Annotated in this window: 26 protein-coding genes and 1 tRNA gene; 18 read left to right on the forward strand and 9 right to left on the reverse strand. The window is 65.3% G+C overall.

Features of this window, described 5'->3' with window-relative positions; translation table 11 throughout:
* Positions 1 to 145 precede the first annotated feature (145 nt).
* The 12 genes from DMH01_RS41310 to DMH01_RS41365 all read left to right on the forward strand — a co-directional run bounded on the left by DMH01_RS41310 (position 146) and on the right by DMH01_RS41365 (position 8,004).
* Positions 146 to 1,030, forward strand: a complete 885-nt coding sequence (locus tag DMH01_RS41310) for a diiron oxygenase (RefSeq protein WP_125684781.1) — start codon at positions 146 to 148, stop codon at positions 1,028 to 1,030.
* Positions 1,027 to 1,869, forward strand: coding sequence for a hypothetical protein (locus DMH01_RS41315; protein WP_125684783.1), 843 nt, complete (start codon positions 1,027 to 1,029; stop codon positions 1,867 to 1,869). The genes DMH01_RS41310 and DMH01_RS41315 overlap by 4 nt, the downstream gene beginning before the upstream one ends.
* A gap of 2 nt (positions 1,870 to 1,871) precedes the next feature.
* Positions 1,872 to 2,255: a holo-ACP synthase gene (locus DMH01_RS41320; protein ID WP_125684785.1), complete on the forward strand. Its 384-nt coding sequence runs from the start codon at positions 1,872 to 1,874 to the stop codon at positions 2,253 to 2,255.
* 27 nt (positions 2,256 to 2,282) lie between these two features.
* Complete coding sequence (locus DMH01_RS41325) at positions 2,283 to 2,531, forward strand: phosphopantetheine-binding protein (RefSeq protein WP_125684788.1); 249 nt, start codon at positions 2,283 to 2,285, stop codon at positions 2,529 to 2,531.
* Positions 2,531 to 3,355 (forward strand): SAM-dependent methyltransferase, encoded by an 825-nt coding sequence (locus DMH01_RS41330; RefSeq protein WP_125684790.1) that lies wholly within the window; start codon positions 2,531 to 2,533, stop codon positions 3,353 to 3,355. Before DMH01_RS41325 ends, DMH01_RS41330 begins: the two co-directional genes overlap by 1 nt.
* Positions 3,355 to 4,314, forward strand: a complete 960-nt coding sequence (locus DMH01_RS41335) for a 3-oxoacyl-ACP synthase III family protein (protein WP_199745825.1) — start codon at positions 3,355 to 3,357, stop codon at positions 4,312 to 4,314. Before DMH01_RS41330 ends, DMH01_RS41335 begins: the two co-directional genes overlap by 1 nt.
* Positions 4,311 to 4,580, forward strand: a complete 270-nt coding sequence (locus DMH01_RS41340) for an acyl carrier protein (protein WP_125684794.1) — start codon at positions 4,311 to 4,313, stop codon at positions 4,578 to 4,580. Before DMH01_RS41335 ends, DMH01_RS41340 begins: the two co-directional genes overlap by 4 nt.
* A complete protein-coding gene (locus tag DMH01_RS41345; RefSeq protein ID WP_125684796.1) occupies positions 4,577 to 5,371 on the forward strand; it encodes a hypothetical protein in 795 nt (264 codons plus the stop codon). Before DMH01_RS41340 ends, DMH01_RS41345 begins: the two co-directional genes overlap by 4 nt.
* A 4-nt stretch (positions 5,372 to 5,375) precedes the next feature.
* Positions 5,376 to 5,753, forward strand: coding sequence for a holo-ACP synthase (locus DMH01_RS41350; RefSeq protein WP_125684798.1), 378 nt, complete (start codon positions 5,376 to 5,378; stop codon positions 5,751 to 5,753).
* Positions 5,754 to 5,906: 153 nt separating this feature from the next.
* A complete protein-coding gene (locus DMH01_RS41355; RefSeq protein WP_125684800.1) occupies positions 5,907 to 6,317 on the forward strand; it encodes a PPOX class F420-dependent oxidoreductase in 411 nt (136 codons plus the stop codon).
* 34 nt (positions 6,318 to 6,351) lie between these two features.
* The gene (locus DMH01_RS41360) at positions 6,352 to 6,906 is read left to right on the forward strand and encodes a dihydrofolate reductase family protein (RefSeq protein ID WP_125684802.1); all 555 of its coding nucleotides are present in this window, start codon (positions 6,352 to 6,354) and stop codon (positions 6,904 to 6,906) included.
* A gap of 24 nt (positions 6,907 to 6,930) precedes the next feature.
* Positions 6,931 to 8,004: a sigma-70 family RNA polymerase sigma factor gene (locus DMH01_RS41365; RefSeq protein WP_125684804.1), complete on the forward strand. Its 1,074-nt coding sequence runs from the start codon at positions 6,931 to 6,933 to the stop codon at positions 8,002 to 8,004.
* Here DMH01_RS41365 and DMH01_RS41370 read toward each other — a convergent pair.
* Both DMH01_RS41370 and DMH01_RS41375 read right to left on the reverse strand, forming a co-directional pair.
* A complete protein-coding gene (locus DMH01_RS41370; RefSeq protein WP_199745826.1) occupies positions 7,963 to 8,682 on the reverse strand; it encodes a MerR family transcriptional regulator in 720 nt (239 codons plus the stop codon). The genes DMH01_RS41365 and DMH01_RS41370 overlap by 42 nt on opposite strands.
* 22 nt (positions 8,683 to 8,704) lie before the next feature.
* A complete protein-coding gene (locus tag DMH01_RS41375; protein ID WP_199745827.1) occupies positions 8,705 to 10,126 on the reverse strand; it encodes a serine hydrolase in 1,422 nt (473 codons plus the stop codon).
* A gap of 998 nt (positions 10,127 to 11,124) precedes the next feature.
* On the opposite strand from DMH01_RS41375, the gene DMH01_RS41380 reads away from it, so the two are divergent.
* Positions 11,125 to 11,472, forward strand: coding sequence for a CU044_2847 family protein (locus DMH01_RS41380; protein WP_125684810.1), 348 nt, complete (start codon positions 11,125 to 11,127; stop codon positions 11,470 to 11,472).
* An 8-nt stretch (positions 11,473 to 11,480) separates the two neighbouring features.
* On the forward strand, positions 11,481 to 15,134 hold the full coding sequence (locus tag DMH01_RS41385) for a serine protease (RefSeq protein WP_125684812.1): 3,654 nt from the start codon (positions 11,481 to 11,483) through the stop codon (positions 15,132 to 15,134).
* A 195-nt stretch (positions 15,135 to 15,329) separates the two neighbouring features.
* On the opposite strand, the gene DMH01_RS41390 is transcribed toward DMH01_RS41385, so the two are convergent.
* On the reverse strand, positions 15,330 to 15,884 hold the full coding sequence (locus tag DMH01_RS41390; RefSeq protein ID WP_125684814.1) for a DUF5753 domain-containing protein: 555 nt from the start codon (positions 15,882 to 15,884) through the stop codon (positions 15,330 to 15,332).
* A gap of 549 nt (positions 15,885 to 16,433) precedes the next feature.
* On the opposite strand from DMH01_RS41390, the gene DMH01_RS41395 reads away from it, so the two are divergent.
* A tRNA-Leu gene (locus tag DMH01_RS41395) sits at positions 16,434 to 16,517 on the forward strand.
* Here DMH01_RS41395 and DMH01_RS41400 read toward each other — a convergent pair.
* From DMH01_RS41400 to DMH01_RS41420, 5 genes are all read right to left on the reverse strand, one after another.
* Positions 16,499 to 18,250: a recombinase family protein gene (locus DMH01_RS41400; protein ID WP_125684816.1), complete on the reverse strand. Its 1,752-nt coding sequence runs from the start codon at positions 18,248 to 18,250 to the stop codon at positions 16,499 to 16,501. The two genes, DMH01_RS41395 and DMH01_RS41400, sit on opposite strands and share 19 nt — an antisense overlap.
* A gap of 150 nt (positions 18,251 to 18,400) precedes the next feature.
* Positions 18,401 to 20,530, reverse strand: coding sequence for an FtsK/SpoIIIE domain-containing protein (locus DMH01_RS41405; protein WP_125684817.1), 2,130 nt, complete (start codon positions 20,528 to 20,530; stop codon positions 18,401 to 18,403).
* A complete protein-coding gene (locus tag DMH01_RS41410; protein ID WP_125684819.1) occupies positions 20,523 to 21,224 on the reverse strand; it encodes a hypothetical protein in 702 nt (233 codons plus the stop codon). Before DMH01_RS41410 ends, DMH01_RS41405 begins: the two co-directional genes overlap by 8 nt.
* Positions 21,221 to 21,550 (reverse strand): hypothetical protein, encoded by a 330-nt coding sequence (locus DMH01_RS41415; RefSeq protein WP_125684821.1) that lies wholly within the window; start codon positions 21,548 to 21,550, stop codon positions 21,221 to 21,223. Before DMH01_RS41415 ends, DMH01_RS41410 begins: the two co-directional genes overlap by 4 nt.
* Entirely contained in the window at positions 21,547 to 21,882 is a 336-nt protein-coding gene (locus DMH01_RS41420) for a WhiB family transcriptional regulator (RefSeq protein ID WP_125684823.1), read from the reverse strand. Before DMH01_RS41420 ends, DMH01_RS41415 begins: the two co-directional genes overlap by 4 nt.
* 344 nt (positions 21,883 to 22,226) lie before the next feature.
* On the opposite strand from DMH01_RS41420, the gene DMH01_RS41430 reads away from it, so the two are divergent.
* From DMH01_RS41430 to DMH01_RS41440, 3 genes are all read left to right on the forward strand, one after another.
* Complete coding sequence (locus DMH01_RS41430; protein ID WP_093936782.1) at positions 22,227 to 22,607, forward strand: helix-turn-helix domain-containing protein; 381 nt, start codon at positions 22,227 to 22,229, stop codon at positions 22,605 to 22,607.
* Between the two features lie 144 nt (positions 22,608 to 22,751).
* Complete coding sequence (locus tag DMH01_RS41435) at positions 22,752 to 24,308, forward strand: transcriptional regulator (protein WP_199745828.1); 1,557 nt, start codon at positions 22,752 to 22,754, stop codon at positions 24,306 to 24,308.
* Positions 24,305 to 24,655: a hypothetical protein gene (locus DMH01_RS41440; protein WP_025584627.1), complete on the forward strand. Its 351-nt coding sequence runs from the start codon at positions 24,305 to 24,307 to the stop codon at positions 24,653 to 24,655. The genes DMH01_RS41435 and DMH01_RS41440 overlap by 4 nt, the downstream gene beginning before the upstream one ends.
* Here DMH01_RS41440 and DMH01_RS41445 read toward each other — a convergent pair.
* Positions 24,644 to 26,116 carry a helix-turn-helix domain-containing protein gene (locus DMH01_RS41445; protein ID WP_125684825.1) on the reverse strand — a complete coding sequence of 491 codons (1,473 nt, stop codon included), beginning with the start codon at positions 26,114 to 26,116 and terminating at the stop codon, positions 24,644 to 24,646. The two genes, DMH01_RS41440 and DMH01_RS41445, sit on opposite strands and share 12 nt — an antisense overlap.
* Between the last annotated feature and the right edge of the window lie 768 nt (positions 26,117 to 26,884).

The following is a 26,884-nucleotide window of genomic DNA, read 5'->3' on the forward strand; positions in this document are numbered from 1 at the left end:
GCTTCGCCATGCGACCACCCTATGTCGCCCCGGCACCGGGAACCAGGGTGCTGGCCGGTGTCGGCCAGACCGCTTGTGGACGTTGAATCGCGCGGATTCCTTGCCGTAGCGTCGAATTGAGCCCGGAAGAACGGAGGAAACCTTCGTGGCCAGTGACATCAGCGACATCATCGACGCGGACGAACGGTTTCGCGGCCTGCTCGATCGCCTTTCGTCGAAGTCGATCGACGACTACTACAACCCCTATCAGATGTTCGAGTGGCCGGACAGCCTGCCCGAACGGATGTGGTGGATGAGCCCCGAGCTCACCACCACTCACGGCACCGAGTTCGCCAAGACACTGAGCGAAGACCGGCTCTTCGCCCTGTCGCGGTTCGAGAGCATCAACTTCTACAGCCTCAACGTGCACGGGATCCGCGAGCTGCTCATCGAGGTCGTCGCGCGTATCCACACGGCGGGTTTCGAGACGCCGTCGGAGTTCTTCCACCACTTCATCGGTGAGGAGAACGAGCATATGTGGTTCTTCGCCGAATTCTGCCTGCGCTACGGCAAGAAGATCTACCGCGCACCGGGTTCCGGTGTCGCCATCCCGCCCGCGTCTTCGTCCAAAGTGGAGAGCCTGCTGGTGTTCGCGAGGATCCTGATCTTCGAGGAACTGGTGGACCATTACAACTCGCTGATGGCGCGGGACGAACGCCTGCACGAGACGATCCGCGCGATCAACCGCATCCATCATCAGGACGAATCGCGGCATATCGCGTTCGGCCGGGAGCTGGTGGAGCATCTCTACGGCGACCTCAAGAAGACGGCGACCGAAGAGGAACTCGTCGAGGTCTCGGCCTATCTCCGACGGTATCTCTCCTACAGCTTCGAGTCGCTGTACAACCCGCAGGTCTATCGCGACGCCGGCATCGAGAACCCGCTGGAATTCCGGCGTGCGCTGCTCGACGCGCCCACCCGGCCCGCCACCGAGAAACAGGTGTTCCGCAAGACCTTGAAGTACCTGGAGCGAACGGGGATCCTGCGATGACCCGCACCACCGGAGTGGACGGCGCCGAAGCGCTGGCGATCCTCGGTCCCGACGAGACCGCCCTCGTCCAGGAACTCGACCGGACCTTCCTCGGCTGGGCCGGCACCGCCGGGGCGCGGGAGATCAGCCCGCCGCCGCTGTACCCGGTCACCGACCTGGAGAAGTTCGACGTCTACGCGAATTTCCCGCATCTGGCGTTCGTGGCCGGTCCGCTGGATCTGGCAGACCGGGAGGGAAAGCCGGTCGACGGGCGGTTCGCCGGCGGCGATCTGCAGGACGGCCGTTACGGTCTGCCGCACGCGACCTGTTACGGGGCTTACCTTTTCTACGAGGGCACGAAGGTGTCCGAGACGGAGATCGTGACACTCGTCAACCGCTGTTTCCGCAGCGAAGACCACTACAGCGGATTGCGGCGGCTGGCGAGTTTCCAGATGCGTGAGATCGTCGCGCTCGGCTCGTTCGAGCACACGCAGGAAGTGGTTTCCCGCTTCACCGAACGGATCCTGGCGTTCTCCGGTGAACTCGGCCTCGGCCTGGAGAAGGAGGCCGCGATCGATCCGTTCTTCCAGAACGACGGCGCCCGCGCTCTCCTGCAGAAGCTGAGCCCGGTCAAATACGAGTTCCAGCACGGCACCCTCGCGATCGCCTCGGTCAACACCCATCGGAACTTCTTCGGCGAACGGTGCGACATCCGCTTCGGTGACGGCAAGGAGTTCGCCTACACCAGTTGTGTGGCGTTCGGCCTGGAGCGCTGGCTCGCCGTGCTGACCGAGGTCCACCACGGCGATCTCCCAGCGGCGCTGGCGGCCGTCCGAGCGGCGGCAGACCGGGCCGGGTGACCATGCCCGCGAGACGGATCGGCATCGACGTCGTCCCGCTCAGCCGGGTGCGCGAGCTCGTCGGCCAGGACGCGGAAGCCGCGCTGCGGCGCATGCTGTCCTCCGCCGAACTGCTGAGTTCGTCCACTCCGGACGGTCCGGACCTGGCCGGTATCGCGGGACGCCTCGCCGCCAAGGAAGCGGTGTTCAAACTCTTCCACGTCGGCGGGCAGCCCGTGCCCTGGCTCTCGACCGAAGTGCTCAAGAGCGACGGCGGCTGGCCGGTGGTCCGGCTCACCGGACGCGCCGCGCGGCTGGCCCGGGAAGCCGGGCTCGGCGAGATCGAAATCAGCATCACCCACGACGACGCGTACGCCATCGCGGTCGCGGTGTCCGCCGCCGACTGAGCGGGAAACAACCTCGAAGGAGAAGACATGCCCACCCCTGGTATCGAAAAGGTCAGTGACTGGATCCTCGGCAGGCACCCGGAACGCACCGAGCTGGCGTTCGACGAGGACCTGATCGAAAGCCGCTTGGTCGACTCGCTGTCGTTCGTCGAACTGGTCTACGTGATCGAGGACGCGAGCGGCGTCGAGATCGACTTCGACAACATCGACATCGCGGACTTCAAAACCCTGTCGGCCATCGAGAAGGCGTTCTTCGCCGGAGTGGGAGTCAGCTGATGCACGCCGTTTCCTATACCGCGCAGTGGATGGCGGCGGCTCGCTCGCTCGAGTCCGAGCGCGAGGACGCGCTGTTCGTCGACCCGCTGGCGAGCGCCCTCGCGGCGCCGGACGGGTTCCGGCTGATCGAGCGCTACGCCGGTGGCGGGCTGCTGCCGTTCATCAGCATCCGGACGAGGTTCCTCGACGACGCGATCGGCGAGCTGCGGTCGGATCCCGGCATCCGCCAGGTCGTGCTGATCGCGGCGGGGATGGACACCAGGGCGTTCCGGCTGGACTGGCCTGAGGAGACCGTCGTCTTCGAGGTGGACCACGAACCGCTGCTGGTGGAGAAGCAGCGGCGGCTGACCGAACTGGGCGCCGAGCCGCGTGTCGATCGCCGGGTCGTACCCGCCGACCTGACCCGTGAATGGCTGCCCGAACTGGAGAAGGCGGGCTTCGACCCGGCCCGCCCGACGTTGTGGGTGGCCGAGGCGCTGACCTTCTTCCTGACCGAGGAGCAGGCGGGCGGTCTGCTGCGGACGCTGGGTTCGGTGTCGGCTCCGGGAAGCCGGCTGGCGCTGGACATCCTCGGCCGTGCCCTGCTGCGCAGCCCGTTCTCGAAGCCGTTCCTCGACCGGCTGGCCGACGACGGGACACCGTGGATCTTCGGCACCGACAAGCCGGAGGAGTTCCTGCTGGCCCACGGCTGGAAGGTCGACGAGATCAAGGAGCCCGGCCAGCCCGGCGCGGGTGAGGGCCGCTGGCCGTACGAGGTACAGCCGCCGGAACGCCGCGGCGCCAACCGGCTCTGGCTGCTGCGGGCCGAGTACTTGGAGGGCTGATGGGCGCGACCACACTGGAACGCGTCGAATCGTTCGTACCCGAGCGCAGCGTCCGCATCGAGGAGCTCGGCGAGCACCTCGGGCTGCGCCGGGCGGAACTCGGCGTGTTCCGGAAGTTCTACGGCCTCGACACCCTCCGGTTCGATCCCGGGATGGACCTGTTCGACCTGCTGTTGCCCGCCGCGAAGCGGGCGCTGGCGGCGCTGCCCGCCGGCCGACGGATCGACAGGCTGGTGTTCGCGCATACGACCCAGGCGCTCGCTCCGGCCGACGTCGACATCGCCCAGGAGCTCGCGCGGCGGCTGGGGCTGATCGACGTCGAGGCGTTCGCGTTGTCCCACCAGGCGTGCGTGAGCAGCCTGGGTGCCATCGACGTCGCGGCCGAGCTGCTGCGGGCCGAGGGCGAAACCGGCGGTTACGCGCTGATGGTGACCGGCGAGCGGGCGTTCTCGCCGATCGTGCAGCTGATCCCCAACACCGCGATCATGGCGGACGCGGCCTCGGCGTGCCTGCTGACGGTGGACGGCGACGGCGACGTCGTGCATTCCTTCGTCACGAAGACGCTGGGGCAATACGCGGAATGGCTGGCGCTGACCCCGGAGCAGAACACCGAATTCGGCCAGCTCTACGGGCCGCGGCTGGCCGAGGTGATCCTGGAGGCGGTGGCCGAGGCGGGATACGGGTTCGACGACATCGATCTGGTGATCCCGCACAACGTCAACGCCCTCGCCTGGCGGCAGACGGTGAAGGCGCTGGAGGCGCCGCCGGAGAAGTTCTTCCTGGAGAACATCCCCAAGCTCAGCCATTGCTTCTCGTCGGACGTGTTCCTGAACTACACGACCTTGCGGGAGAACGGCAGGCTCGTCGACGGCGCCCGCTACGTGCTCGTCACGGTCGGTCTCGGTGCCACGTTCGGCGCGATGGTGATCACCCATCGGACGCGGGGGAGCGGGACGTGACGGCCCGCGACGAGGTGGTGTCGGCCATCGGGGACGCGCTCGGGGACGTCCTGGAACGGGAGATCACCGGGCTGACCGAGGACACGCGGCTGTTCGACGACCTGCGGCTGGACTCGTCGAAGGTGCTGGAACTGCTGATGCTGGTGGAGATGGCCGTCGGCATCACGGTGGATCCGGACGACCTCGACATCGATCACCTTCGTACCGTCCGTTCGTTCGCCGACTACGTCGAATCCAGGCAGGCCATCGGGGAAGGAGTGTCATGAGCGGCGAACCGACCCTGCGCGGCACGAGCGCGGTGATCTCACCGCCGGGGCCCGGCTATCGGGAGGACGCGGCGGTCTCGAGGTTCCTCGCGGATCTCGTCGAACCGTTCGGGTCCAAAGTGGACGAAGAACGCTGGCAACGCGGCGCGCACGTCTCGCACAAGGCGCTGACCGACCGGTTACTGGAAGCCGAGGGCGTGCGTGCGAGCCGTCCGCAGCTGATCATCGTGACCCACGCCCTGCCCGACGTCCTCCCGTTCACCGCCGTGGCGCCGTATCTCGCCGACCGGCTCGATGTCACGGCGACCACGTTCTCCGTGGCACAGCAGGGTTTGGCCGCGCCGTTCACGGCCTTGCGGATCGTGGCGGCGTATCAGCGGTCGGGACGGTGCGACGAGGCGGTCATCGCGGTACTGGAGCAGACGACGCTCCCGACCCCGCATCCGCTGGTCGACGACGGCGGGCTGGTCGACTCGGGTGCCGCGCTGGTCCTCGGCACCGGGCCGGGGCCACGTCTGGCGTCGGTGTCGTCCGGCGGGACGGTGGGCGAGTTGCTCGAACCTCATCGGGAGCCCGGCACGCTCGTGGTCCTCGGCCCGTGGGTGACGGAAACCGTCGAGCCCGGGGGCGTCCACCGGGTCGCGCCGGGCTCGTACTGCACCAGTGTGTGGCTCGCCCTGGCGGGAAACTGGCCGGCGTGGCAGGAGACGTACCGGAAGGTCGTGCTCTGTGACACCGATCCGGTGAGCGGTCGCAGTCACGCCGCGGCCTTCACCTTCCCGGCCGGGTAGCCCGATGCGGATCGGGGCCGACCTGCTGCACCTCGGCGAACTGGACCGGCTGCTGGCACGGCCGTGGTTCCGTGCCTACGTCTACGCCGAGTCCGAACTCGCCACCGCGGCCGGGTTCGGCCCCGATCGATGCCGGGAGTTCCTGGCGGGCCGGTTCGCCGCGAAGGAAGCCGTCGCGAAGGCGATCGGCACCGGTTTCGCCGGCGGCGTCGCGCCGCGCCAGATCGCCGTCGAACGAGCCGGTTCCGGCGAGGCCCTGGTGGTCCTCACCGGCACGGCGGCCGCGGGCGCCGCCGCGCTCCGGGTCGTGGAGGTGCAGGTCTCGATCACGCACAAGGCGGACCTGGTCCTGGCGGTCGCGCTCGCGGTGATCGCTCCATGATGTGCGGGAGTGCCTCGCGTTCCGCTCGGTACTCCCCACGTCCTGGATAGACGCCGTCATGTGATCCAGGTCACGATTCACCTCGTGAACGCCCCATTCTGGTCGTGCGCGGGGTCTGCCCGAAAAGAACGCCCGACCTTGGAGGAGAGACCCTTGACCGTCACGCTGCCCGCAGTGGCCCGGGAAATGCTCGATGGGCCGCATACCGCGATCCTCGCGACCACGAACGCCGACGGACGGCCGCAGTCGTCGGTGATCTTCGTCAAGCGCGATGGCGACGAGATGGTGTTCAGCACGATCAGGGGGCGGCTCAAGACCCGCAACATGGAGCGCGATCCCCGCGTGAGCCTGCTCGTGGTGGCGCATACGGCCGGGTACGTGGAGATCCGCGGGACGGTGACGATCACCGACGACCCCGGCAAGGTGCTGCTGCGCGAGATGTACGACCGGTACCTGGACGGCGCGGAACCGCCGCCGGAGCCCGAAGCGGCGCGGGTGGCCGTGCGTGTCGCCGCGGACAAGGTCTACCTCTGGCCGCCCGTGCCCGTCGCCGAGCAGAGCTGACACCCGCACATCCCTGAGAACCGAAGGACTACGCATGCGCAAGATCGTCGAGTCGACGCTGAGCAGCCTCGACGGAGTGGTCGACGACCCCGGATCGTGGGCACTGGACTACTTCGACGACGAGTTTCTCAAGGAGGCGTTCGAGCTTTTGCAGGGATGCGACGCCATGCTGATGGGCCGCGGCACGTACGAGGACCTGTCCTGGCGCTGGCCCGGTCAGAAGGGGGACTTCGCCGATGCGATCAACGGGATCCGTAAGTATGTGTTCTCCTCTACGCTCGAGCGGGCCGACTGGAACAACTCGGTGGTCGTACGCGGCGACGTGGTCGCCGAGGTGCGGAAGCTGAAGGAGGAGGGCGGCGGCGACCTGGTCGTCTTCGGTCACGGGCGGCTGTCTCACACCCTGCTGGAACACGGCCTCCTCGACCGGCTTCGCTTCGCGGTGCACCCCGTCGTCGTTGGCCGCGCTTCGGGGCCATTCCGCGAGAATCCCAAGACGCCGCTGACGCTGGTCGGCACGCATTCTCGCCAGTCGGGCGTCGTCGTGCTGAACTACCTTGTCGGGAACGACTCCGTCGGCGCCGGCTGACGGCGAATTCGTGGGAGCGCCGGAATGACCGTGGACCTGATCACGCGAGCGCGGAACGGGGATGGGGAGGCGTTCCGTGAGCTCACCGATCCCTATCGGCGCGAGTTGCACGTGCACTGCTACCGGATCCTGGGTTCGATGCAGGACGCCGAGGACGCGCTGCAGGAGACCCTGGTGTCGGCCTGGCAGGGTCTGGACGGTTTCCAGGAGCGCTCCTCGGTGAGGACCTGGCTGTATCGGATCGCGACCAACCGATGCCTCAAGGCGTTGCGATCGGCGGGCCGGCGTCCTCGCACGGGCGGGCCGGTGCCCGGGTTCGACCCGCCGGAACCCACTCGCCTCGGCAAGGTGGAATGGCTTGAGCCCTATCCGGACATCTTGCTGGCAGAATGGGTGGACACCGCTCCCGGTCCAGGACAGCGTTATGAGGCCAAGGAAACCATTTCTCTGGCGTTCGTGACGGCGGTGCAGTTGCTGCCGCCCCGTCAGCGCGCCGTCCTCATTCTGCGTGACGTCCTCGAATTCCCCACTCGCGAGGTGGCGCACATCATGGACACCACCGAGCAGTCGGTCGCCGGCGCGCTCAAGCGCGCACGCACCACGCTGCGGCAGCGTCCGTCAGCCCCGCCCGAGCCGCCGCCGGCGAACTCCGCCGCCGAGCGGGAACTCGTCATCCGCTTCACCCGGGCCTTCGAGGTCGGCGACGTGGACGGCTTGGTCGCCCTGCTGACCGACGACGTGTGGCTGACCATGCCGCCACTGCCGCTGGAATACCAGGGCCGCGATCTGGCGGCCCGCTTCCACACCGCGGTGACCTTCCGCCGGGGCCGTACCTACCGGTTGGTGGCGACCAGGGCCAACGGCCAGCCCGCGTTCGGCATGTACGTACCGGATCCCCAGGCGGGCGTCTGCCACGCGAACGGGCTGATGGTGCTCACCCTCGCCGGCAGCCGGATCCGCGCCATGACCCGCTTCGAAAAGGGCGTGCTGCAAAGCTTCCGGCTGCCCCTGACCCTGCCCATCCGGTCGAAGCCGATCGGTCTGCAGGGCCTCCGGTCAGTCCTGCATGAGCCGGGCGATGCGGTCCCAGGCCGGTGACGAGGCGCCAGGCAGGGACCGTATCGCCAGCTCCGCGATGGCCGGGTTCTGGACAGGCCGGGTTTCGGTGTGGCTGTCGTGGTCGGTGAACCAGGCACGGGTCCGTTCGGCGAGCCCGGGAAGGCGAGGATCGTCCGGTGACCAGTCGTAGGCTGCGTCGTAGTCGAGGCAGAGCGCACGAAACGTGCGATCGGTCATGAGTTCGCGTTTCTCGGTGATCCAGGCGGTGGCGTCGTCGGGCGAGGCGGTCCGCATGAGGATCCAGCCGTCGCGTTCGGTCTGGATGTGCCGTTCGCTGACGCCGAGCTCGCGGAGGTCGTCCAGGTAAGCGGCGACGTCGGGGGAGACGAAGAGCCGATCGCCGCCGCGAAGCTGGGCGAGGTGTTCGCGGGTCGCCAGCAGCCGCGCGACGCGGTCCTGGAGGTCGCGGTCGATCTCGTCGATGGCGGCTTCGAGTGTTTCCTGGCCGCCGTCGAGCAACTCTTTGACGCGGGCCAGTGGCACGCCCGCGTCGGCGAGGGTTCTGATCTTGACCAGTGCGATCGCGTCCTGCGCGGTGTAGCGCCGGTAGCCGGACGAGTCGCGGCCAGGCTCGGGGAGCAGGCCCCACTCGTGGTAGTGGCGGATGGCCTTCATGGTCACACCGGCGTAGTCGGCCAGCTTCCCGATCGTGATCATGCCGGTCATCCTGTCACCCGGCTCATCCCCGGCGGGTCAGACGACCGCCGCCGTTGCGGAAGCGTGCCTGGCCGTCACGGACGTCGTGATAGGAGACCAGCAGCAGGCGCAGATATCCGTCGAACGTCGCGAGGGGGTAGCCCACCGGTGCGAACAAGCCGGGACGGATCGGCACGTAGCGCTGCGGGGGAGCGGATGTCGCGCCACCGGCGAAGTCGGTGAAGATCCGTTCCTGCGACGCGTCGGCCGGTTCGTAGGTCACGCGCTCCTCGAGCTGGCCGTCGACGATGCCGACGTCGACCTGTAGCTGGTTCGAGCGGTACGAGCCCACGTATGGGGTGAGATCGACGTCCGGCGCGGTCTCGGTGAGCAGAGTGGGGATCTCGACGCCGAGATGGTCGCTCACCAGCCATTGCAGGAGCTGGTCCTGCAGCAGGATCGCGTCCGGAGTGTTCCCGAAGGCCGCGAAGACGAGGTCGTGCCCGGGGATGACACACAGGATGGAGACCCCTCCGGGCGACGCCCCCGACATGGCGAGGACGGTCGTGTCGCCGAAGGGGTAGCGCACCCAGCCCAAGCCCATGGGCGGGACGTTCGGGGTCGCCATGTCGTGAGACGTCTCCTGCATCAAAGCGGTCGACGCCGCGGAGAGGACTCGAGTACCTGTCGGAGCCATCCCGCCATCGAGATGCGTACGCCCGAACGCGAGCAGGTCCGCGACCGTGCCGATCGGCGTGCCGCCGGCGGGCCCCCAAGTCTCGGGCAGGGTGAACATGCCGGTGGGTTCGGCGGCCAGGGTATCGGGATTCGGGAAGTGGCCGACCGCGGTACTGCGCAGGATCGCCTGTTCCGCCGAGGTGCTGGAGTCCCGCATGCCGGTCGGGGTATAGATGTCGCGCTGGAGAAGTTCGGGGAAGGTCAGTCCGGTCACCACTTCGAGCAGGCGGCCAGCGAGGATCATGCCGCCGTTGGAATAACTGAGCTGCTCTCCGGGCTCGAACAAGATGCCACATGTGGTGAGCCCTTCGACGTAGGTCTTCAGGGCGTCGCGGCCTTTGGCGTCGGGGAAGTACAGATCCGCGTCGATGCCGTTGGTGTGCGAGAGCAGGTGCCGGACCAGGATCTTCTCCGCGGCACCGGGGACGGCCAGCGCGAGATCGGGCAGGTGTTCCACCACCGGGGTGTCCAGGTCGAGCAAGCCGCGGTCGATCTGCTGCAGCACCAGCGTGGTGGTCATGACCTTGGTGACGGATCCGAAAAGGAAGCCGGTGTCCGCGCGCATCGGGGCACCGGTGGTGACGTTCGCGGTGCCATGGGCGATGGCGACCTGCTCGCCGGCGTGGTGGACCCCAGCGACGAAACCGGGGACGTTGTTCGCTTCGCAGAATGCGGCGACCAGCTCGCGCATCCGGTCCTCGAGGGTTCGGAGTTCGTTGTCGTTCATGTGGACCATCGTCGGACCTTGCCCCAGGGGCAAGGTCAAGGCTGGGTGCCAATCGACGTGTCAGTGCCGTGTCGCCTCGCTCACGCCGGGAACGCGAGCATCAGGCGGGGAGGTGGTAGGCGCCGGTCGGACACACCCCGAGCTACGTCTGGGGCGTGGGGCGTATCAACGGCAGGCATTCGGTGCTTTGTTCGCGTTCGCGCTTTGCCGAAGTCGGTCCGCCACTGCCGAAAGGCTTGATTGCGTCGCGGGCTTCTGTGGTCAGAGGGCTGAGCGGGAGAGGCTCGCCAGAAACCTGCATGGTGGCCCGTTTGCCTGATGAGGCCGCGTTGGCGAGTGAAGGCATATCGAGCTAGTAGTCACCTGCCAGATAGATGGGGCCGAGGTGCTGACGGGCCGTCGGCAGTGAGGCGCGTCCGCCGGGCGGCCCCAGAACAGCACAACGCGCTGGTGTCGCCGGGCGATCCTCGCCGATCACGATGCCCGGAGCCACGCATGCCCCCGTATTGCCGCGGAACTCCGGCTATAGGGTCGATATTGGGCTGTGACAGCGGGGGCGACCCTCGTGAGCGAGCGCGACTTCTCGTCGTATCGTGACGAGTATCAAAGTCAAACGCCTCGCTCAAGTGATCTTGAGCGAGGCGTGGGATAGTGATGTGTCCGAGAGTCGAGTTGCTCACTATCCACACGCCTCAACCTCAGCTGATCGGTTCGCGTAGATGCGGATCGTGACGGCCAGCCGGGCTCTCGCCGTACAACAACGATGCGTCCGAGTCGATCTTATCAACCAGATGCTTTGGGGTTACGTCAAGCTTCGACATTGCCTATGACCGGTAGCTTCTGGAATCCGGAGCCGCTTGGGCGCCGGGTCCACATCGCTCGTAGTCGCCGTTCTGACAGCGGAGTGACGTGCAGAAATACCTGATCGGCCGCTAGTCCAGCGCCCAAGGCTCGTGATGATGATTGTTGTCGATAACTCGCCGTCCGGGAGGGACACGATGGCCAAATCTGGTGCGCGTGAGGACGACCAACCAGTGGAGATACTGCTGGAAGTTCGTCCTAGCTCGGTTTCCGGTGATCTTTCTCCGCGGGTGGCGGTGCCGGAGGACTTTCGGCGGCGTGCCTCCGAAATCGCCGACAGTGTGGCGCAGGTAGCGGACCGGTTCCGAGCTCGGCTCGAGCACGTCCTAACCTCCGACAACGAGAGTCCGTGGGCAGTTGACACCATCGAAGTCGGGTTCGACATCGCCGTGCAGGCCGAAGCCGGCGTGGTGATCGCAAAGGCATCGACTGGAGCGACGCTGTCAGCAAAGTTGATATTGAAATCCCGGCAGAGCGAAAGGTGACTTTGGCGGTGGGCCGGTTGCTGGACGCTGCAACCGGCGCCGAGCGGGGCACCGTTTTCGCGGTCACGGAAATTCTAGCCTTGACTGCCTTTCACTGCATCGGTGACAGGGAGACCGGCGAGATCGCATTCTCACGGCTGCGATGCGTGTGGACCGGGCACATCAGTGACGCCACAGTCGATGAGGGCGATCACCATCTCGATGTCGCCCTGCTTCGCCTCAGGCGCGCGTTGCCTGAGGGTCTCGAACCGATTCAGCTGACCCGCGATGCCGTAGAACACATGCCGTTCGTCGCACCGGGGAGGCCGGCGGCTGTACGTGCAATGCCTGGTTTCGCTGTGTCCGGTGAGATCACCTGGGTTTCGGGGGAGCTTCCCGACGGGGCTCCCGTCATGCAGCTGGCGTGCCGGGAGTCCGCAGCAGCGTTACCACTGGACGGAGTGAGTGGCGCGCCAGTACTGGTCGGACAGCCGGCGTGTGCGGCGGGTGTAGTCCGGTTCAACGTTCCTCGTGTGGACCAGCCAGAGCTCGCTGCTGGTGCCGCCGTCTTCGCCACACCGGCCACTGAGGTGCTGCGCCGCTGGCCGTCGCTGCCCTCGGCCGGCGGCGACGACCCGACGAGCCTTCTCTCGTTGGTCAGACGCCTCGCCACCCGAGACGATGGCCGAACCGACGCACAGGTCCGCGGCGACGTCACGCGGTTACTGCAGACAGGCAGCCTGGGACTTCCTGCGCAGGAGTTCGGCGGGACGAAGGGGCCGATCGAGACCGCGACGGGCACCGCTGTCTTCGTTGTGCGACGGGACCTGCGGGATGATGCCGCAGAAAACGCTGCGAGGCAGCAGCTTGCCAAGTCTCTCGCCGCGCACGAAGAGGAGCCCGAACGTCGGTGGGTTGGGGTGGTGACTGATGGTTTCGAATGGCGGGTCTACCGCCGTCTCGGCGGCAAGCTCCACGCCGTTCAGGCCACTATGGAGGTCGGCTCCGGCAAAACGGACGCCGACAAGGTGCTGGCATGGCTCCAATCCGTGCTTGCCAGCGGGAACGGGGTAGAACCGACGCCGAGGGAGATCGTTCGCCAGCTTGGAGCCGGCAGCCCTTCATATGCCATTGACTCCACGGAACTACGCGCGATCTACGAACGACATCGAAACATGCCCGAGGTCAGGGTGAAGCGAGCGTTGTGGGCCAGATTGCTCACCACAGCTTCCGGCACGCACTTCAGTGACGACGACGCACTCTTTATCGATCACACACTTCTGGTTCTGATGGCGGAGGTCATCGGTCACGCCGTGGTGGGCTTCGACCCGGCGGATCCCGCGCTCACGGCAGCCGCGATCACGTCCGGTGAGCTCTTCACCCAAGCACAAATCGGGGGTGTGATCGAGGCTGACTTCTTCGACTGGGTGGTCGAAGTGCCCAGTGGCAACCGGTTCGTCAAGGACCTGGCGCGTCGGTTAACCCGCTTCTCATGGCACCATGTCGAGCACGACGTGATGAAAGTTCTGTACGAGTCGATCATCCCCGCGGACGTCCGGCACCTGCTCGGTGAGTACTACACTCCGGACTGGCTCGCCGAAAGCATCGTTGATGAATGCGTGCAGCACCCGCTCGTCGAGCGGGTACTCGACGCGAGTTGCGGCAGCGGCACCTTCCTATTCCATGCAGTCCGCCACTACATCTCGGCAGCGGAAGCTGCCGGCACCGGCGAACCAGCTGTTGTCCGTGCGGTGACCGAGCACGTCGTGGGCTTCGATGTGCATCCGGTCGCGGTGACGCTCGCGCGCGTCACCTATCTCCTCGCGATCGGACCCCGCCGCCTGCAGCACCGAGGGCGACCCGCGTTCGCTGTGCCGGTGTACCTTGCGGACTCGCTGCGGTGGGGACAGGAGACCTCGCTGTGGTCGGACGACAACCTCACCATTCCCGCTGAACTTGACCATTCGACGTTTGTATCGGACGCTACTTTTGCTGACTCTGCGGTTCGGATGCTCAGTTTCCCTGATCGGATCGTCGCGAGTGCGGACACGTTCGACCGCCTTGTCGCAGAGTTGGCCGATCGCGCCACCGACCGGGTGCGCGGGGCACCAGTGCCGTCGCTCACTGGACTTTTCCGGCGACTCGGCATCGACGACATCGACGAGCGCGCGGTGCTCAAGCAGACCTTCCGAGTCATGTGCGAACTGCACGACGAGAAGCTGGACCATATTTGGGGCTATTACATTCGCAACGTGGCCCGGCCTGATTGGCTGAAACGCTCGGACAATAGGGTAGAGGTGCTCGTCGGCAATCCTCCGTGGTTGTCCTACCGGCACATGACCGGACCTCAGAAAGCCACGTTCCGCGCCATGTGCGTCGATCGATCGTTGTGGGTGGGAGGAAGCCATGCCACTAACCAAGATCTCTCCGCGTTATTTGTCGCGCGGTGCATCGAGCAATATCTCCGGCCGGGAGGTCGGTTCGGGTACGTCATGCCATGGGATGTCCTGCCACGAAAAACCCAGAGTCGCAGCACCTACGAAGGGTTCCGCAAAGGGAACTATTCCGCGCCGACCGAAGATGTGACGGTCGCATTCGATCGTCCATGGGACTTGCACCTCGTGAAGCCCTCGTTCTTCCCAATTCCCGCGTGTGTTGCGTTTGGCACGCGCCGGAGCGCGGCGAACAATGTCCCGCTCGCCCAGAAACCGCAAGTGTGGGCCGGACGCCTGAACCTCAACGGGAAATCTCGCGCCGAGGTCCTAGCCGGTATCTCACGCCACATCGGCGAACCGGTGCGTGCAACGACTGCCTCTCCATACATGGGCAGGTTTGCGCAGGGAGCCACAGTGGTGCCCAACATGTTGTTCCTCGTTGAAGAGATTGATAGCGGACCACTCGGCGCCGGCGCCGGCCGCATAGCGGTTCGAAGCCGTCGCAGCGCGAACGAGAAACCACCTTGGAAACATCTTCCTTCAATGATCGGCGTCGTCGAGCAGGATTTCGTTCGGCCCCTATATCGCGGTGACAGCATTCTGCCGTTTCGAGGCACGCCCGGCGTCAGTGCGGTGATTCCATGGAGTGGCAATCGACTTCTCGACGGTGACGATGAACAGCTCGATACTTATCCGGGACTTGCCCAGTGGTGGCGGGCGGCCGAGAAGGTTTGGGAACGGCACCGGAAAAGCGAGAGACTGAGCCTCGTGGAACAGTTAGACTATCGTAACAAACTGTCATGTCAGCTACCGGCGACAAAGTATCGGGTGGCCTATGCCGCCAGTGGCATGTATTCCGCCGCCGCAATGGTAACCGACGAGAAGGTCATTATCGAGCACCAGTTGTACTGGGGTCCGGCCGTGGATATCGACGAAGCCCGCTTCCTGACCACATTTCTCAATTCGGAAACCCTCACGATGGCTGTCCGACCGCTGCAACCACGCGGAGAGCACAATCCACGGCACTTCGACAAGTCCGTGTTTCAGCTACCTATACCTTTGTATGACCCCGCCGACGAGGTGCACCGTCGACTTGTGGACCTGGCCGAACAGGCGGAGAGGATCGCCGCCGATGTCCCCCTTCCCTCGAAGCGGTTCGAGATACAGCGCAACGTGATCCGGCAAGCCCTGACTCGCCAGGGCGTGGCGGTGGAAATTAACTCAATCGTTAAAGACCTGTTCGCCTAGGTCCGACTGGGCGAGTCTTGCGTCGAATGTCGCGGCCAGGCGGAATCGTTGCCGCGCTCCTGCCGTGCACCTACGAACACCTGGAGGATCGTGCGCAGCGGTGCCCTAGGCCCTGAGCCCCCACAAGTTCGAGGGGCGAGTTGCTCACTAGCCACACGCCTGCCTCTGCCTGGATGACGCTTGGGCGGGAGTCGGCTACGAACGCACAATCGAACCTAACACTCCGCCAACTACAGGCGAACTGGTCGGTCCGTCCCGTGGGCGACGGGTGACGGCCTTGCTGGCGATGCGTTCAAGCTGTCTCCTATAGAAGGCGACGTCATGGTCGTGTTCGAGGAAGAGGCTTGTGGTGGGTTGTTGATGGTGGATGACTGGGCGGTGGTGATCGTGTTGGTAGAGCGTGAATCCCATGCGGATGTCGATCGCGGCCGAGTCTGCTGGGATGAGCCGGATATGGTGGCAAGATAGCGACGACGTGATCAGGAGATGCAGTATCTGCTCATGTAGGACTACGGGCCGGTCATTCTGCTTGAGCAGCGCGGTTTCGTGCACGTAGAAGCTGAAGGAAGGGGGTGTTCTGAGGGATGTCGACTGGCAGCCGAGTCGCCGACGTACTGCTGTGTCGAGGGAGAGCCCGTCTTCGTCTATGGTGCCGGTGAGGGCCTCGCGGATATACGGCTCGATCTGCAGCTTCCGCGGGATATCCACAGGGTCGTAGATCGTAATGGATTGGCTGCCGGTATCGAGCAACTTGATCAGCGGTAGGTCTTCATAGAAGCCGACTGGATGGCTTCTGACCTGATATCCATCGTCGGGGGGGCGACGGTCTAGGGCTACCAGGTCGTCGAGTTCGCAGAGGTTGCTTTGGCTCGGGCGAGGTAGATGTCGATGTCGCCGGCTTGGTAGCTGCGGAGGCCGTTTTCGAGTCGCGAGATGGTGGAGGCGGGCCAGCCAAGCAGGCGGCTCATGTCGGTTGCGAGGTAGCCGACGCATCCGGACTGTCGCGGCGCGTAATGAAGGACGCCAGGGTGCGGTAGGCCTGGGCTCGCAGAGTAGGTCGGTGGTGCATTGGGTGGCCAGTCCCGACAGGGAGTGACTGTGGCCAGAGGCCACGATCACCTGGAGTTAGCAGCCGTCACGTTCTGCTTTTATGGCCTCTGACCTGCGGATTGAGATCGCCGAGAGGCTTGATCGCTGCCAGACGGTAACCTGACATTGTCTCAATGTGAGTATCGGTGACGATATGTACCCCCCTGATTGAGGCCTCTCAGGGGACGTATACTCTTCTCACATCAGCAAGTCCGAGTGGCGGAATGGCAGACGCGCTAGCTTGAGGTGCTAGTGTCCTTAACGGACGTGGGGGTTCAAGTCCCCCCTCGGACACACACGTTATCCACACGTGGAGAGGCGGTCACTACGACCGCCTCTTTTTTGTTGTCGTAGAGCACTTGCAGCCCGAGATCCCGGTAGACCTGCGTGATGCGGTCCGGGTTCCGCGAGTTGAGTGCCCGCTCGACATCACCCAGCGAGTCCAGCATGGCGTACACCTCCGCCGCATCGATCATGGCGGACTCAGGCAGGTTCTCCAGTTCCTCTCGTGCCGCCTGGCGCTCCGCCTGAGCAAGGTTCATAGCGTCCACGAGCGCCGCCGGATCCACGCCAGCCTCGATCGCCGCCTGATGACGCCGCAACCGCGCCTCTGCGGCCTTCAACCGCTTCTCAACGGTCTCGCGTCCCGTTCCCGACCCACCCGGCTGGGCTCCGACCATCGCGGCCACGGTCTCGTCGCGGTTGTCCAGGTCGAAGACCTGGCAAAGCCAGGCATTGAGCGGTGGGATCACGACGTCCTCGCGAAGGTTCACCGTCTTCGGATGATCGGCCAGCACCGGCGACCCCGGCGCCATCGTCCGCGCGATGCACCGGTAGTAGATGCCCTTACGAATCACCGCACCCTGCATCCTCCGAGCGCAGATGTCACAGCGCACTAGCCCTTTCAGCAGGTACGTGTGCTTGGCAGCGGGCCGCTCGCGCTCCAGCTTCGCGATACCGCGCAGTCCACCAGCAGCCCGCGACCTGCGCATGAGCTGGGCCTGCGTGAAGTCCTCCACCGAAACGATCTTCGGATGCGCCGGCTGCCGTGAGCGCACGATGCGGTCAGGTGCCGCGCGCCGGAACCGGACCACATGCCCGGCACCGACGTCGTCAGGATTCAGGAGCGTCTCGTGCTTGGCCCATCGGCCGAAGATGGCGTACCCGGTGTAGCGCGGATTCTCCAGAATCGATCGCGTCGTGCTGCCCTGCCATCCGTCGGCGAGCCGATGCCGGTTCTGCTCCGGCCGCCGAGCGGAAGGGCACGGGATCCCATCGAGATTGAGCCCGTTCGCGATCGCTCGATCACCCTTCCCGTCGAGGTACTCGGCGAAGATCCGCCGCACGACCTCGGCAGCAGGCTCATCGATCGCGAGCACCCGCAGCCGGAAACCCTCCGCAGCCTTCCTGGGATTCGGATGAGGGCCGCCATCCACGACCACGTAGCCGTACGGCGCGCGGCCGCCCTGATGCCGTCCCTCGTTGAGGACCTGCGCGTCCATCGCTGCCCTCACCCGAGCCTGAACGTGCTGCCGCTCCGACTCACTCATGCCGCCTAGCACGCTCATCAGCATCTTGTGCGATGGATTCCGCGGATCAAACCGCCCGCCGAGCTCCGGCACCCACAGCTCCACCCCATAGGCGGCGAACCGCGGGGCAATCAGCGAGAACTGGTTGCCGAACCAGCAACGGGTGCCCTCGCCGACGACCAAGGCGTTCCAGGTCCGCCGCGGATTCTTCAGCTCGGCGAGCAACCGGGATGCCTCGGTCCTGCGCTCCCACGGCACTGAGCGCGACTGCCCGATGTCGAAGTACTCCGCCACGATCCGGCCGCCGAGCGGCTCGACGAACTTGCGCGCGTTGCCGAACTGCCAACCCCGCGAGGTCTCCGGGTCCTGGTTGTCCTCGGTCGAACAACGGCCGTAGACCGCAAGCTCTCCGATTCCTTCATCCACCGGGTCCGCGGCCTGGAGTCCCAGAATGTCGTCCAGCGTTGACCACGGGTCATTACTGATTTCAGCCGTCACTGCCTACCTCCTCCGCCGGTCCGTCCAGGACAGGCACCTCGGTCAGCTCGATCAGGATGGCGAGCAATCCGCGTGCGACCGCAGGCGACACAGCAGGCAATCCAGCAGGTAGAATAACTTGAACGTCCCGATTCTTCGAATGCTCGGCGCTCATGTCCGATCACCGAGATCTTCCGATGCGTCACCGCTGGCCATGCGGGCTACGGAACTATTGATTTCAGCTGTTAGATATCCACGAACCTGCCGTGTCTCGCCGTTTTCGGTCGTGATCCGATCCCGCGTAGGCCGACATCCCGCCTCGCTCATCTGCTGGGCGAGCGTCATCCGGTCGATCTTCAGCACGTCCAAGAGCTCCGCAGTCGGCACGAACTCGCGACCCTCCGGACCAAGGTCGGCCCCGAGGTAGTCGACAATCGCCGCAAACGGTTCAGGCAACGCGCCAACCGCGTCACTGCTGCCACCTGCATTGATCTCCTTGACCACCGCAGCGTGGTCGAGCACTGGCTTAACGTCCTGGCCTGCTGCGTGGCCGGTCAACGTTCCAGCTGCTTCGCGCAGCGCCCGTCCCTGCTCACAGATCGTTCGCCAGTCCTCGTTCGGCATGTAGTAGGTCCGGACGGTCATCGCGAGCACATCGGCCCCGGCCGCGGTGTCACCGTCCGGGCGCAGGATGCCCACGCCCTTGTGCGACGGCAGCAGGCGAGACGAATCGAACCCGCGCGTGTTCATCTGCTCGCCGAGCACGATGTTCGAGTCGCGCCAATCCATCACTCGGAGCGCGAACCGGGAGCCGAGCACCGCACGTAGGCCGGACGGAATCGTCTTCGAGTCCGGCCGCTGCGTCGCCAGTACGAGCACGATCCCGGCAGCCGGCCCCTTCTTCGCCAACCACGTCAGCAACTCGCCGACGTACTCGCCCGCCGTCAGTCTCTTCCCCTGGACCTCGATAGATGTGCGGTCCTCAAGCGGAACTTGAACCTCATCGATGAAGATCGCCGTAATCGGCATGTCCAGCGCCTTATCGCGAGACATCTCCGGGGTGACCTTCGACTCCGGGCACGTCAGGTCATCGAGATCCCGCATCCGCCGAAACCTCGACTGAACCTCTGCGACCAGCTCGGCGAGCCAGCCGATGAGGGCCAGGACATGCTCGGATTCGTCGCCCGCCATGAACCGATGCGCGACCTTGCCGGCCGAGTCCCAGTCCTTGCCCGCCTTGAAGTCGGCGACGTACAGCCGCACCCACGCGTCCAGGATGAGTCCAGAAGCAGCGAGCCTGGCAGCGAATGTCTTGCCCTGCCGCGGAATCGCGCCCACGAGCAACGACGTCCACACCAGCGGGAGATCGATCCGCCTATCCCGCGCATCTCGCCCGAAGGGAACCGGACGCCACGCATCCCACTGGGCCGCCCCGAGTAGCGGCGTCCGTAGCGGTGGCGACGCGTACGGGTCTTCGTCGGCAACCCACATCGAGACTCGGCCAGCGTGACCACCGTTGCCTCGGACGCGTTCCACGATGAGCTGCACCTCATCGACCGCCAAGGCGGACGCGAGCGCGTCCCGGTTCTTCACGACGTCCGCGGCCTTGCGGGTGGCGGGAAGGTCGACTGTTACGGCCCAGCCATCACCGACCCGAGTTGCCCGCTCGACCAACCTCAGCGACTCGTCCTTACCGATGAGCTTCGCATCCCGAAACGCGTCCACCAGCACCTGTGGGTCCATCGTCCACGTCAGCGTGCGCGGACCAGCGAGCGCAGGTTTGCGTCCCGGGCTCCCGTCCTTACGGCGACCAAGAATCGCCAAGGCGACCGATACACCAGCCCCTGCCATCCACAATGGATCGGCGCCGTACAGGAGATCCACCATCGCGACCACCAGAGCGACAACGGCGAGAACCAAGCCCGTGACTTTCCAGCGGAACAGCGTGAGCCCGCGAATCTCCGTGAACTTGTCGGCCAGTTTCTCGGACTCCTCCGCAGCAGCCCGATAGTCCCGCACCGTCACCCAGCCACGCCACCACCGCGCACCGACCACCACCCCGCGGACAACCGCCCCGAGGAAGCGCACCGGCGACATGACCAGCCAGGCAACCACGTCCTTCGCGGCCTGAACCACTTGCGGTTTGCTCTTGAGCCACAACGGCACGCGTTGCGAGCGCAGCCACCACCTCACTAGCCGGTTGCGACGTGTGCGGCGACGTGGTTGCGGCAACGTGTCATCGACCAGCTCGCCATCCAGCACGGGATCTGCCTTCATTGGCAGTGCGCCCGGCTCAGTCATCGGCCACCTCCGCGCGCAACGCACGCGCCAACCGCGGCGACAACCCGCGCGAACATCCGGTCGCCTGCCGGATCCACGCCGGCGTGACGTCGACATCGGGTGTCCAGCGTCGCCGAGCGTCGGCCAGGTAGTCAGCGAACAGCTTCCGGCGCCCGGCGTTCATGGACTCGCCCTGAACACCTCGCCGTTCACCGGCAGCCACGATGGCAGCATCGGTCAGCTTGTCGCGCAGATCAGTGATCGCCTCGACCGCGGCGAAGACGACCAGCGGAGGCACCGAGTGCAGGACGATCGCCGCTGGATCCCCCTCCGCATAGGACGTCCACGTGTTCATGACGTAGGTAGCGGCGAGCGTGAACCACTTCGCCCGCCGAACCCATCCACCGGTGCGAACCTGGTACCGGGCAGTTACCTGCTCCGCGCGAAGGATCGCTAGCAGCACGAGGGACACCGTCGGATCCAGGACCCACGCAGCCAGCCACGGCAGCGACCACGCCTGGGTCCCTGTCGAAGCGAAGGTCTGAACGTTCGTCATCGTGAACGCCAGTCCGAGGACAATCCCCGTCCAGCACATCCAGTCGACCTGCCGACGTACCCGCTCTATCCGGAGCGCCACAACGTCCGGATCGGTCTCGTACGCCCGTACCTCTGCGGCCTCGGCCGCGTCCTGGGCCAGCTGTTGCGCTCGTGTCATCGGCGACCACCCCGCTTCGAGGTGTCGACGGTCGTCACGGTCATAGCGCGAGTCAGCGCATGAGATGCGAACAGCGCGGGTAGTCCGAGTACCGCGAGCCGCAGCCACGTGCTGCTCGGATGCGAGATGACGACCCACTGAACAGCCACGATCAACCCAGCGTTGAAAAGAACGCGGCCAGCCAAGGAGACGAGGCGCGCACCGCTGCGCGTCTTCTCTGCCGCGGCTTTCGCCCGGCGAGCGCCGGCCCGCCAAACCCAGAACAGCACGACCAGCACGCCGACTCCGGCGAGTATCTGCGTTGGCGTCAAGGTGAGGCCGTTCATCGCGCACCTCGCTCGATCCGTTCACCGCGTCGAAGCCAGTGCGGATGAAGCTCCCGACGATCGTCGTCGGTTATCCCGCCCCAGACGCCGGCTGTCTCCGTCCCGGCAGTGCGCAACTCCAGTTCCAGACACTCGTCCCGGACCGGACATCCTCCGCACAGTCGGTCGGCGAGCTGCTGATCGGTCTGCGCCAGCGGCGGTTCGCCCTCCGCCGATGGCCACATGCAGACCCCTTCGCTAGTAACGATGGCGATCAGGACGTCCGAGGGGATCCACCGCAGGCGGTCCAGCCGCCACGCGATCCCGATCAGCCGGAGGTCATCGGCGTGCATGCCGCACCTCCGTCCTGCTTCGTGGTGCCGAGCAGCCGAACGAGTTCGGTCGACGACACCCGCAGACCGAACCGCGAGCGAATCGCCCTCAGCTGTCCGGTACGGATCGCCCGGCTCGCAGCCGAGCACGGAACACCCAGAATCCAGGCGGCCTGCGGAATGGTGTGAAAAGTCATTTGCGAGTTCATAAGAAAGACCAATCTGATGATTTCAAGACTATGTTGGTGATTTCAGCGCACTGGAGGGCGCGTTCGTCCGACGCGCCGCCGCTAATGCGCTAGGCGACGCGATAAAAGCGCGATGAGCCGCTAATCTCAGCGCTGAGGCGGAGCGCGGAGGGATACGTGTCGGAAGACTGGGCAGCAGTCGCGAAGGCGATCAGCATGCGCGTCAACGAACTCGGCTGGCGGCAACGCGAGCTGGCCGAGCGATCGCACGTGTCGCAGGCGATCGTGCGCGAGTTGCAGCACCACACGGTGGAGCGTCGCCGGAGCGCCCGCACGCTCGAAGCACTGTCGACGACATTGGGCTGGCACCCGCAGCATCTGTTGGCAGTTCTGCAAAATCGCACTCCGCCGCATCCGGACGAGCCTGCTGACGACGGGCATGATCTCTGGCCTCGACTGGACGCTCTCGAACAGCGGCTGGCTGAGCTCACCGAGCGTCTCGAAGACGTTCAGTCGAACCTCGCGATCGTGGTCGAGCATGTCCGCTCGAAGCGTTGAAGGCGGGCGATTCGGGCTGGTGATCCAGGTGATTTCCATACCTAGAATTCAAGGCCGAATCGGCGCACGATCCCATGCACAACCAGTGCGGGAGCACTGCACAATCACTGCATATCCGCTGCATATCGGCTTTTCGGTGCACCGATGAGCCGAGCCAACGAATGGACCGGTCGATCAGCGTCGGCACTTCAAGCCGCACTGAGATTGAGCAACGAGCGGTTCGCCGAGAAGCTGGGCGTCGCTGCACGCACCGTGGCGTCATGGCGCAAGAAGCCGGACCTGGTCCAGCAGTCCGAGATGCAACAGGTGCTCGACACCGCGTTTGAGCAAGCGTCGGAGGCGGAGCGTGCGCGCTTCGCCGAGCTGGCCGGCGAGGCGCCCGCCGCTCAGGCGGTATCGGGCATCACCGAGGACGAGCGGCTTACGACTGATCCGCACATCGGCGCAGCCCTCGAATGGCTCGACCGCTCAGCCCGCTGGATCCCCGGCACAGCCCGCCGCGCGGTCGCTGCGCGCCTCGCGGACGTGACCGTCCACGACCTCCACAACCGCGGAACCCGACGGAGTTGGGTGAGCCAGCGGGAGGTCGTCGACGCTCTCCGCCAGTACTACGGGCATCAAGTCAAGAATCACGGTCTGTACTGCGGGCGAATCGGCGCTGACACCGTGAACACCAGCGTCCTGACCTGCGTCGATTGGCTGGATGTGGCCTGCGAGCTGCGGCCAGAGCAAGAGCGGTTAACGGCGACGAGTACCCGGCCGGACGCGAGCCTCGAGCTCGATGAACGCGCGGCGAGTCTCGCCGTTCAGCGCCTGGCGGAGACGCTGGCCATGAACACCCGTCTCGTGAACAGTCCGATCTACCGCCTGCTCGGCACGGACATCCGCAAACACCAGCTCGGCGGCTCGTTCGGCGTCACTCACTTCGCGCACTACGCGCTGACGATGGACCTGCTCGAAGGCGAACTCATGGACGCCCTCGCGGCCGGCTCATCGTCCATGCCACTTCGCGACCGGCACCTACCTGATCTTCGATCAGTGCTCGACGTCGCCAACCGGCTTTGCGCGGGAGGCGTACTCGCACTCACCGCCATCGCGCGCCCGGCTGACCCATACCGGGGCGACGCGGACTATCTCCTGCTCGTACAGGAGCGTTCAGGTCACGTCCTAAACGCTGCGCGACGACTCGCGGTGATCCCGAAGGGCTTCCATCAGCCGCTGACCGACGTCCGCCGAGATGCCCAGGTGGGCGCAACACTCCGACGAGAGCTGGAAGAGGAGTTGTTCGGGCGGCCGGATATCGACAACACACTCGACGAGATGCTGACTGCGGACCCCATGCACCCAGCGCGCCGCTCTGAACCGATGCGCTGGCTTGCGGAGGAACCTGATCGCTTGCGAATGGAGTCCACAGGCTTCGGCCTGAACCTGGTCAGCGGAAACTACGAATTTGCAAGCCTGATAGTCATCGACGACGAAGAATTCTGGCAACGTTACGGCGGCATGGTCGAAGCGAACTGGGAATCAGCGACACTTCGGCAGTATTCGACAACCGATACAGAGCTCGTCACCGAGCTCCTGAGTGATGTAGCATGGAGCAACGAAGGACTCTTTGCGATGATGCAGGGCCTGCGACGGCTGGCGGAAATCGGAGGAGAGCGCGTGAAGTTGCCGCCGATAGAATGGGAAATAAGCACGTGAACGACGGCTGGACCGCCGGAAACGCCAATGAAGACGCAGCAGACACCCGCAGCTGGCTAGTCGGGCACTTCATCGACCCCTCCCATGGCGTCCGCTCATCGAAAGACGTGGAAGTCAAGTGGGCCAACCATCCTGCAGGCGACAAGCGCCCGGAGTGGACCTCCGATGACCAGCGGACGACGCTCGTGATTCTCATTTCCGGCCACTTTCGCGTCGATGTCACTGGCGGCGGCAAAACTATGACACGTCAAGGCGACTACATCATGTGGGGGCCAGGTATCGACCATTCCTGGGAAGCCATATCGGATTCTGTCGTATTGGCTGTGCGGTGGCCTTCAGCGACATAGTTCAATACTCGGGATTGCCAACCGCTCACCGTTAATTTCTGCGAGTCGGCGCAGCCCCTGGAGCAACGCGAACAAACCTTCGTTGCTCCACGATTCATCGGCAATCAGTCCGCCGATCAAATCGCCATCGAGTGTCGAATACGAGCGCAACTCAGTCGACTCCCAATTAGCCTCAACCTCGCCGCCGAAGCGGGACCAGAACTCTTCGTCGTCGATGACGACCAAGCTGGCAAGCTCGTAGTTCCCGCTGACAAGGTTGAGGCCGAACCCGGTGCACTCCATCCGCAGGCGTCCTGGTTGTTCGGTCAGCCACCTCATCGGCGCGGACAACCTGTGCGGGTGCATCGGATCAGCTGCTCGCTGACTGCCCGCGGTGTTGTCGACGTCGACCCGTCCGAACAGCTCGTTCTCCAGCGCACGCCGCAGGGTCGCTCCGATCCGAGCATCCGCGCGTTGATCCGTCGATGGCCGGTGGAACGCCTTCGGGATCACGGCCAAGCTTTCGGTCGCGTTCAGCACGTTCCTGGACCGCTCTTGGATGAGCAGCAGGTAGTCGCGACCACCGCGATACGGGTCCGCGGGCCGAGCGATCGCGGTCAATGCAAGCACGCCACCCGCGCACAACCGTCCGGCCAGGTCGAGCACCGTCGCGAGGTCCGGCAAGTACTTGTCCCGCAGGGGCACGTGGCCAGGACGTAAGGCCTTCTCCGCCGCCAGGGTCTCGAACATTTCGCGCTCAAGCAGGTCCAACGTCAAGGCGTACTCGACGAAGGGCACGACGTCCAAGCTGCCCGATAGAGCGCCACCGCCCACATTGAGCTCCGTCAGACGGTAGATCGGCACGTCAGCCAGCCGAACGCCGCCTTCAGCCGCTTCCGCGAGCCTTCCAACGGCCGCTTTCTCATTGATGCCGCAAGAGTGGCCCCCAAGGCCAGGCCGCAGAAGCAGCTGGTCGTTCTCCGGCGTCAGCTGGCAGCTCAGGTCCAGCCACTCTGACCGACTCAGAATGCTGGTCCGGACGCCTTGCTTTCCGTAACGCGCCTGGTAGAGCGCGTAGCCGACAGGCAGTTCGCCGTAGTAGCTCGCCAACGCGTCGGCGGCATGACTCCGATCGACTCGCGATCCGCGACGCCCGTCTGGCGACACACGTGCCCCGACCCGTTCACGCGTAGTGCCAGGGCTCCAACCCACACGACGATCCAGCCAGCTGAACGCAGGTTCAAGCTCATGCGGCAGATCAGCCGCCGGCGAGCCCTCGAGCAGCACGCGCAACTCTTCTTGGGAGCGTCCCAACACTCTCGCCAGCTTCGGCCGCTGGAACGGCAGGGGCGCGAAGTCACCCGCTTCCCAGCGGATGACCGTCCGGCGATCGACGTCCATGATCTCAGCGAGCTTCTCCTGGCTCAGCCCCACAGTCTTACGAGCTGAAACCAGCCCATCGCGCCGTCGGACGCCGATCATCGACCACCTCGCACTGCTTGACTTGCACTTGAGCATATCAGCTATATATGCAGGTGAAGGCAATACATGTCACTAGTCTGTCACCAAACTCTGACACTTCCGCCCTGGTCTCTCGGCGTTGATCCATCTTTGATGATTTCAACACATTGGGCAGACACAGGGGCGGATGAGATGAGCGGTACGCGCAGGCCACGGCGATCCCGCCTCTACGTCAGTTGGTACCGCTGTGCAGGTGACAACCTCGATCACGCCGTCACCGATGAAGCTTTCGCCCAAGGGCTTGATCTCCAAGAGGGCTGCTACCAGGCGGTCTGCGGTCATGTTGTACTCATCGGCTCGTGCCTCGTACCGCCTGGACCTCCATGCGTCGCGTGCGTGGCGCTGCTCCGGATCCTCAACCGCCCCGCCGCTTCCACGGCTGAACCCGAACGCCACCGGCAGGCTCACCGCTGGTGTCGTCTCTTCGGCCGCCATCAGACTCCGGCCGTCCCGCAGTCGCGCCCACGTCAACGCGCGCGTGCTACCCCCGAGCGGGACGGCCGGACCACCACATCGACGAACGTAGGGCAGCATCGCGCCCGCCGTTCACCGGGCCAGCTGATCATCGCGCCACGGACCGGCACCGCGGTTGAGTCCCAGCAAGCCGCACGTCGCGTCCCTCAGGACGGCGGTGCACCGCACAGTCCGACCACGCACTGCGGCAAACCCTTGGGCGCCGACCCACTTGAGCTGCAGAAAAGCCCAGCCGGGTCGCCCCTAGCCCTCCAT

Origin of the sequence: Amycolatopsis sp. WAC 04182, assembly GCF_003947465.1 — a bacterium.
Classification (GTDB): Bacteria; Actinomycetota; Actinomycetes; order Mycobacteriales; family Pseudonocardiaceae; genus Amycolatopsis.

Excerpts from the sequence above, each read along its gene's own strand:
- DMH01_RS41315 (WP_125684783.1), top strand. The coding sequence starts at position 1,027 with ATGACCCGCACCACCGGAGTGGACGGCGCCGAAGCGCTGGCGATCCTC.
- DMH01_RS41320 (WP_125684785.1), top strand. The coding sequence starts at position 1,872 with ATGCCCGCGAGACGGATCGGCATCGACGTCGTCCCGCTCAGCCGGGTG.
- DMH01_RS41325 (WP_125684788.1), top strand. The coding sequence starts at position 2,283 with ATGCCCACCCCTGGTATCGAAAAGGTCAGTGACTGGATCCTCGGCAGG.
- DMH01_RS41330 (WP_125684790.1), top strand. The coding sequence starts at position 2,531 with ATGCACGCCGTTTCCTATACCGCGCAGTGGATGGCGGCGGCTCGCTCG.
- DMH01_RS41335 (WP_199745825.1), top strand. The coding sequence starts at position 3,355 with ATGGGCGCGACCACACTGGAACGCGTCGAATCGTTCGTACCCGAGCGC.
- DMH01_RS41345 (WP_125684796.1), top strand. The coding sequence starts at position 4,577 with ATGAGCGGCGAACCGACCCTGCGCGGCACGAGCGCGGTGATCTCACCG.
- DMH01_RS41350 (WP_125684798.1), top strand. The coding sequence starts at position 5,376 with ATGCGGATCGGGGCCGACCTGCTGCACCTCGGCGAACTGGACCGGCTG.
- DMH01_RS41360 (WP_125684802.1), top strand. The coding sequence starts at position 6,352 with ATGCGCAAGATCGTCGAGTCGACGCTGAGCAGCCTCGACGGAGTGGTC.
- DMH01_RS41365 (WP_125684804.1), top strand. The coding sequence starts at position 6,931 with ATGACCGTGGACCTGATCACGCGAGCGCGGAACGGGGATGGGGAGGCG.
- DMH01_RS41370 (WP_199745826.1), bottom strand. The coding sequence starts at position 8,682 with ATGATCACGATCGGGAAGCTGGCCGACTACGCCGGTGTGACCATGAAG.
- DMH01_RS41375 (WP_199745827.1), bottom strand. The coding sequence starts at position 10,126 with ATGAACGACAACGAACTCCGAACCCTCGAGGACCGGATGCGCGAGCTG.
- DMH01_RS41380 (WP_125684810.1), top strand. The coding sequence starts at position 11,125 with ATGGCCAAATCTGGTGCGCGTGAGGACGACCAACCAGTGGAGATACTG.
- DMH01_RS41405 (WP_125684817.1), bottom strand. The coding sequence starts at position 20,530 with ATGACTGAGCCGGGCGCACTGCCAATGAAGGCAGATCCCGTGCTGGAT.
- DMH01_RS41410 (WP_125684819.1), bottom strand. The coding sequence starts at position 21,224 with ATGACACGAGCGCAACAGCTGGCCCAGGACGCGGCCGAGGCCGCAGAG.
- DMH01_RS41415 (WP_125684821.1), bottom strand. The coding sequence starts at position 21,550 with ATGAACGGCCTCACCTTGACGCCAACGCAGATACTCGCCGGAGTCGGC.
- DMH01_RS41420 (WP_125684823.1), bottom strand. The coding sequence starts at position 21,882 with ATGCACGCCGATGACCTCCGGCTGATCGGGATCGCGTGGCGGCTGGAC.
- DMH01_RS41435 (WP_199745828.1), top strand. The coding sequence starts at position 22,752 with ATGAGCCGAGCCAACGAATGGACCGGTCGATCAGCGTCGGCACTTCAA.
- DMH01_RS41445 (WP_125684825.1), bottom strand. The coding sequence starts at position 26,116 with ATGATCGGCGTCCGACGGCGCGATGGGCTGGTTTCAGCTCGTAAGACT.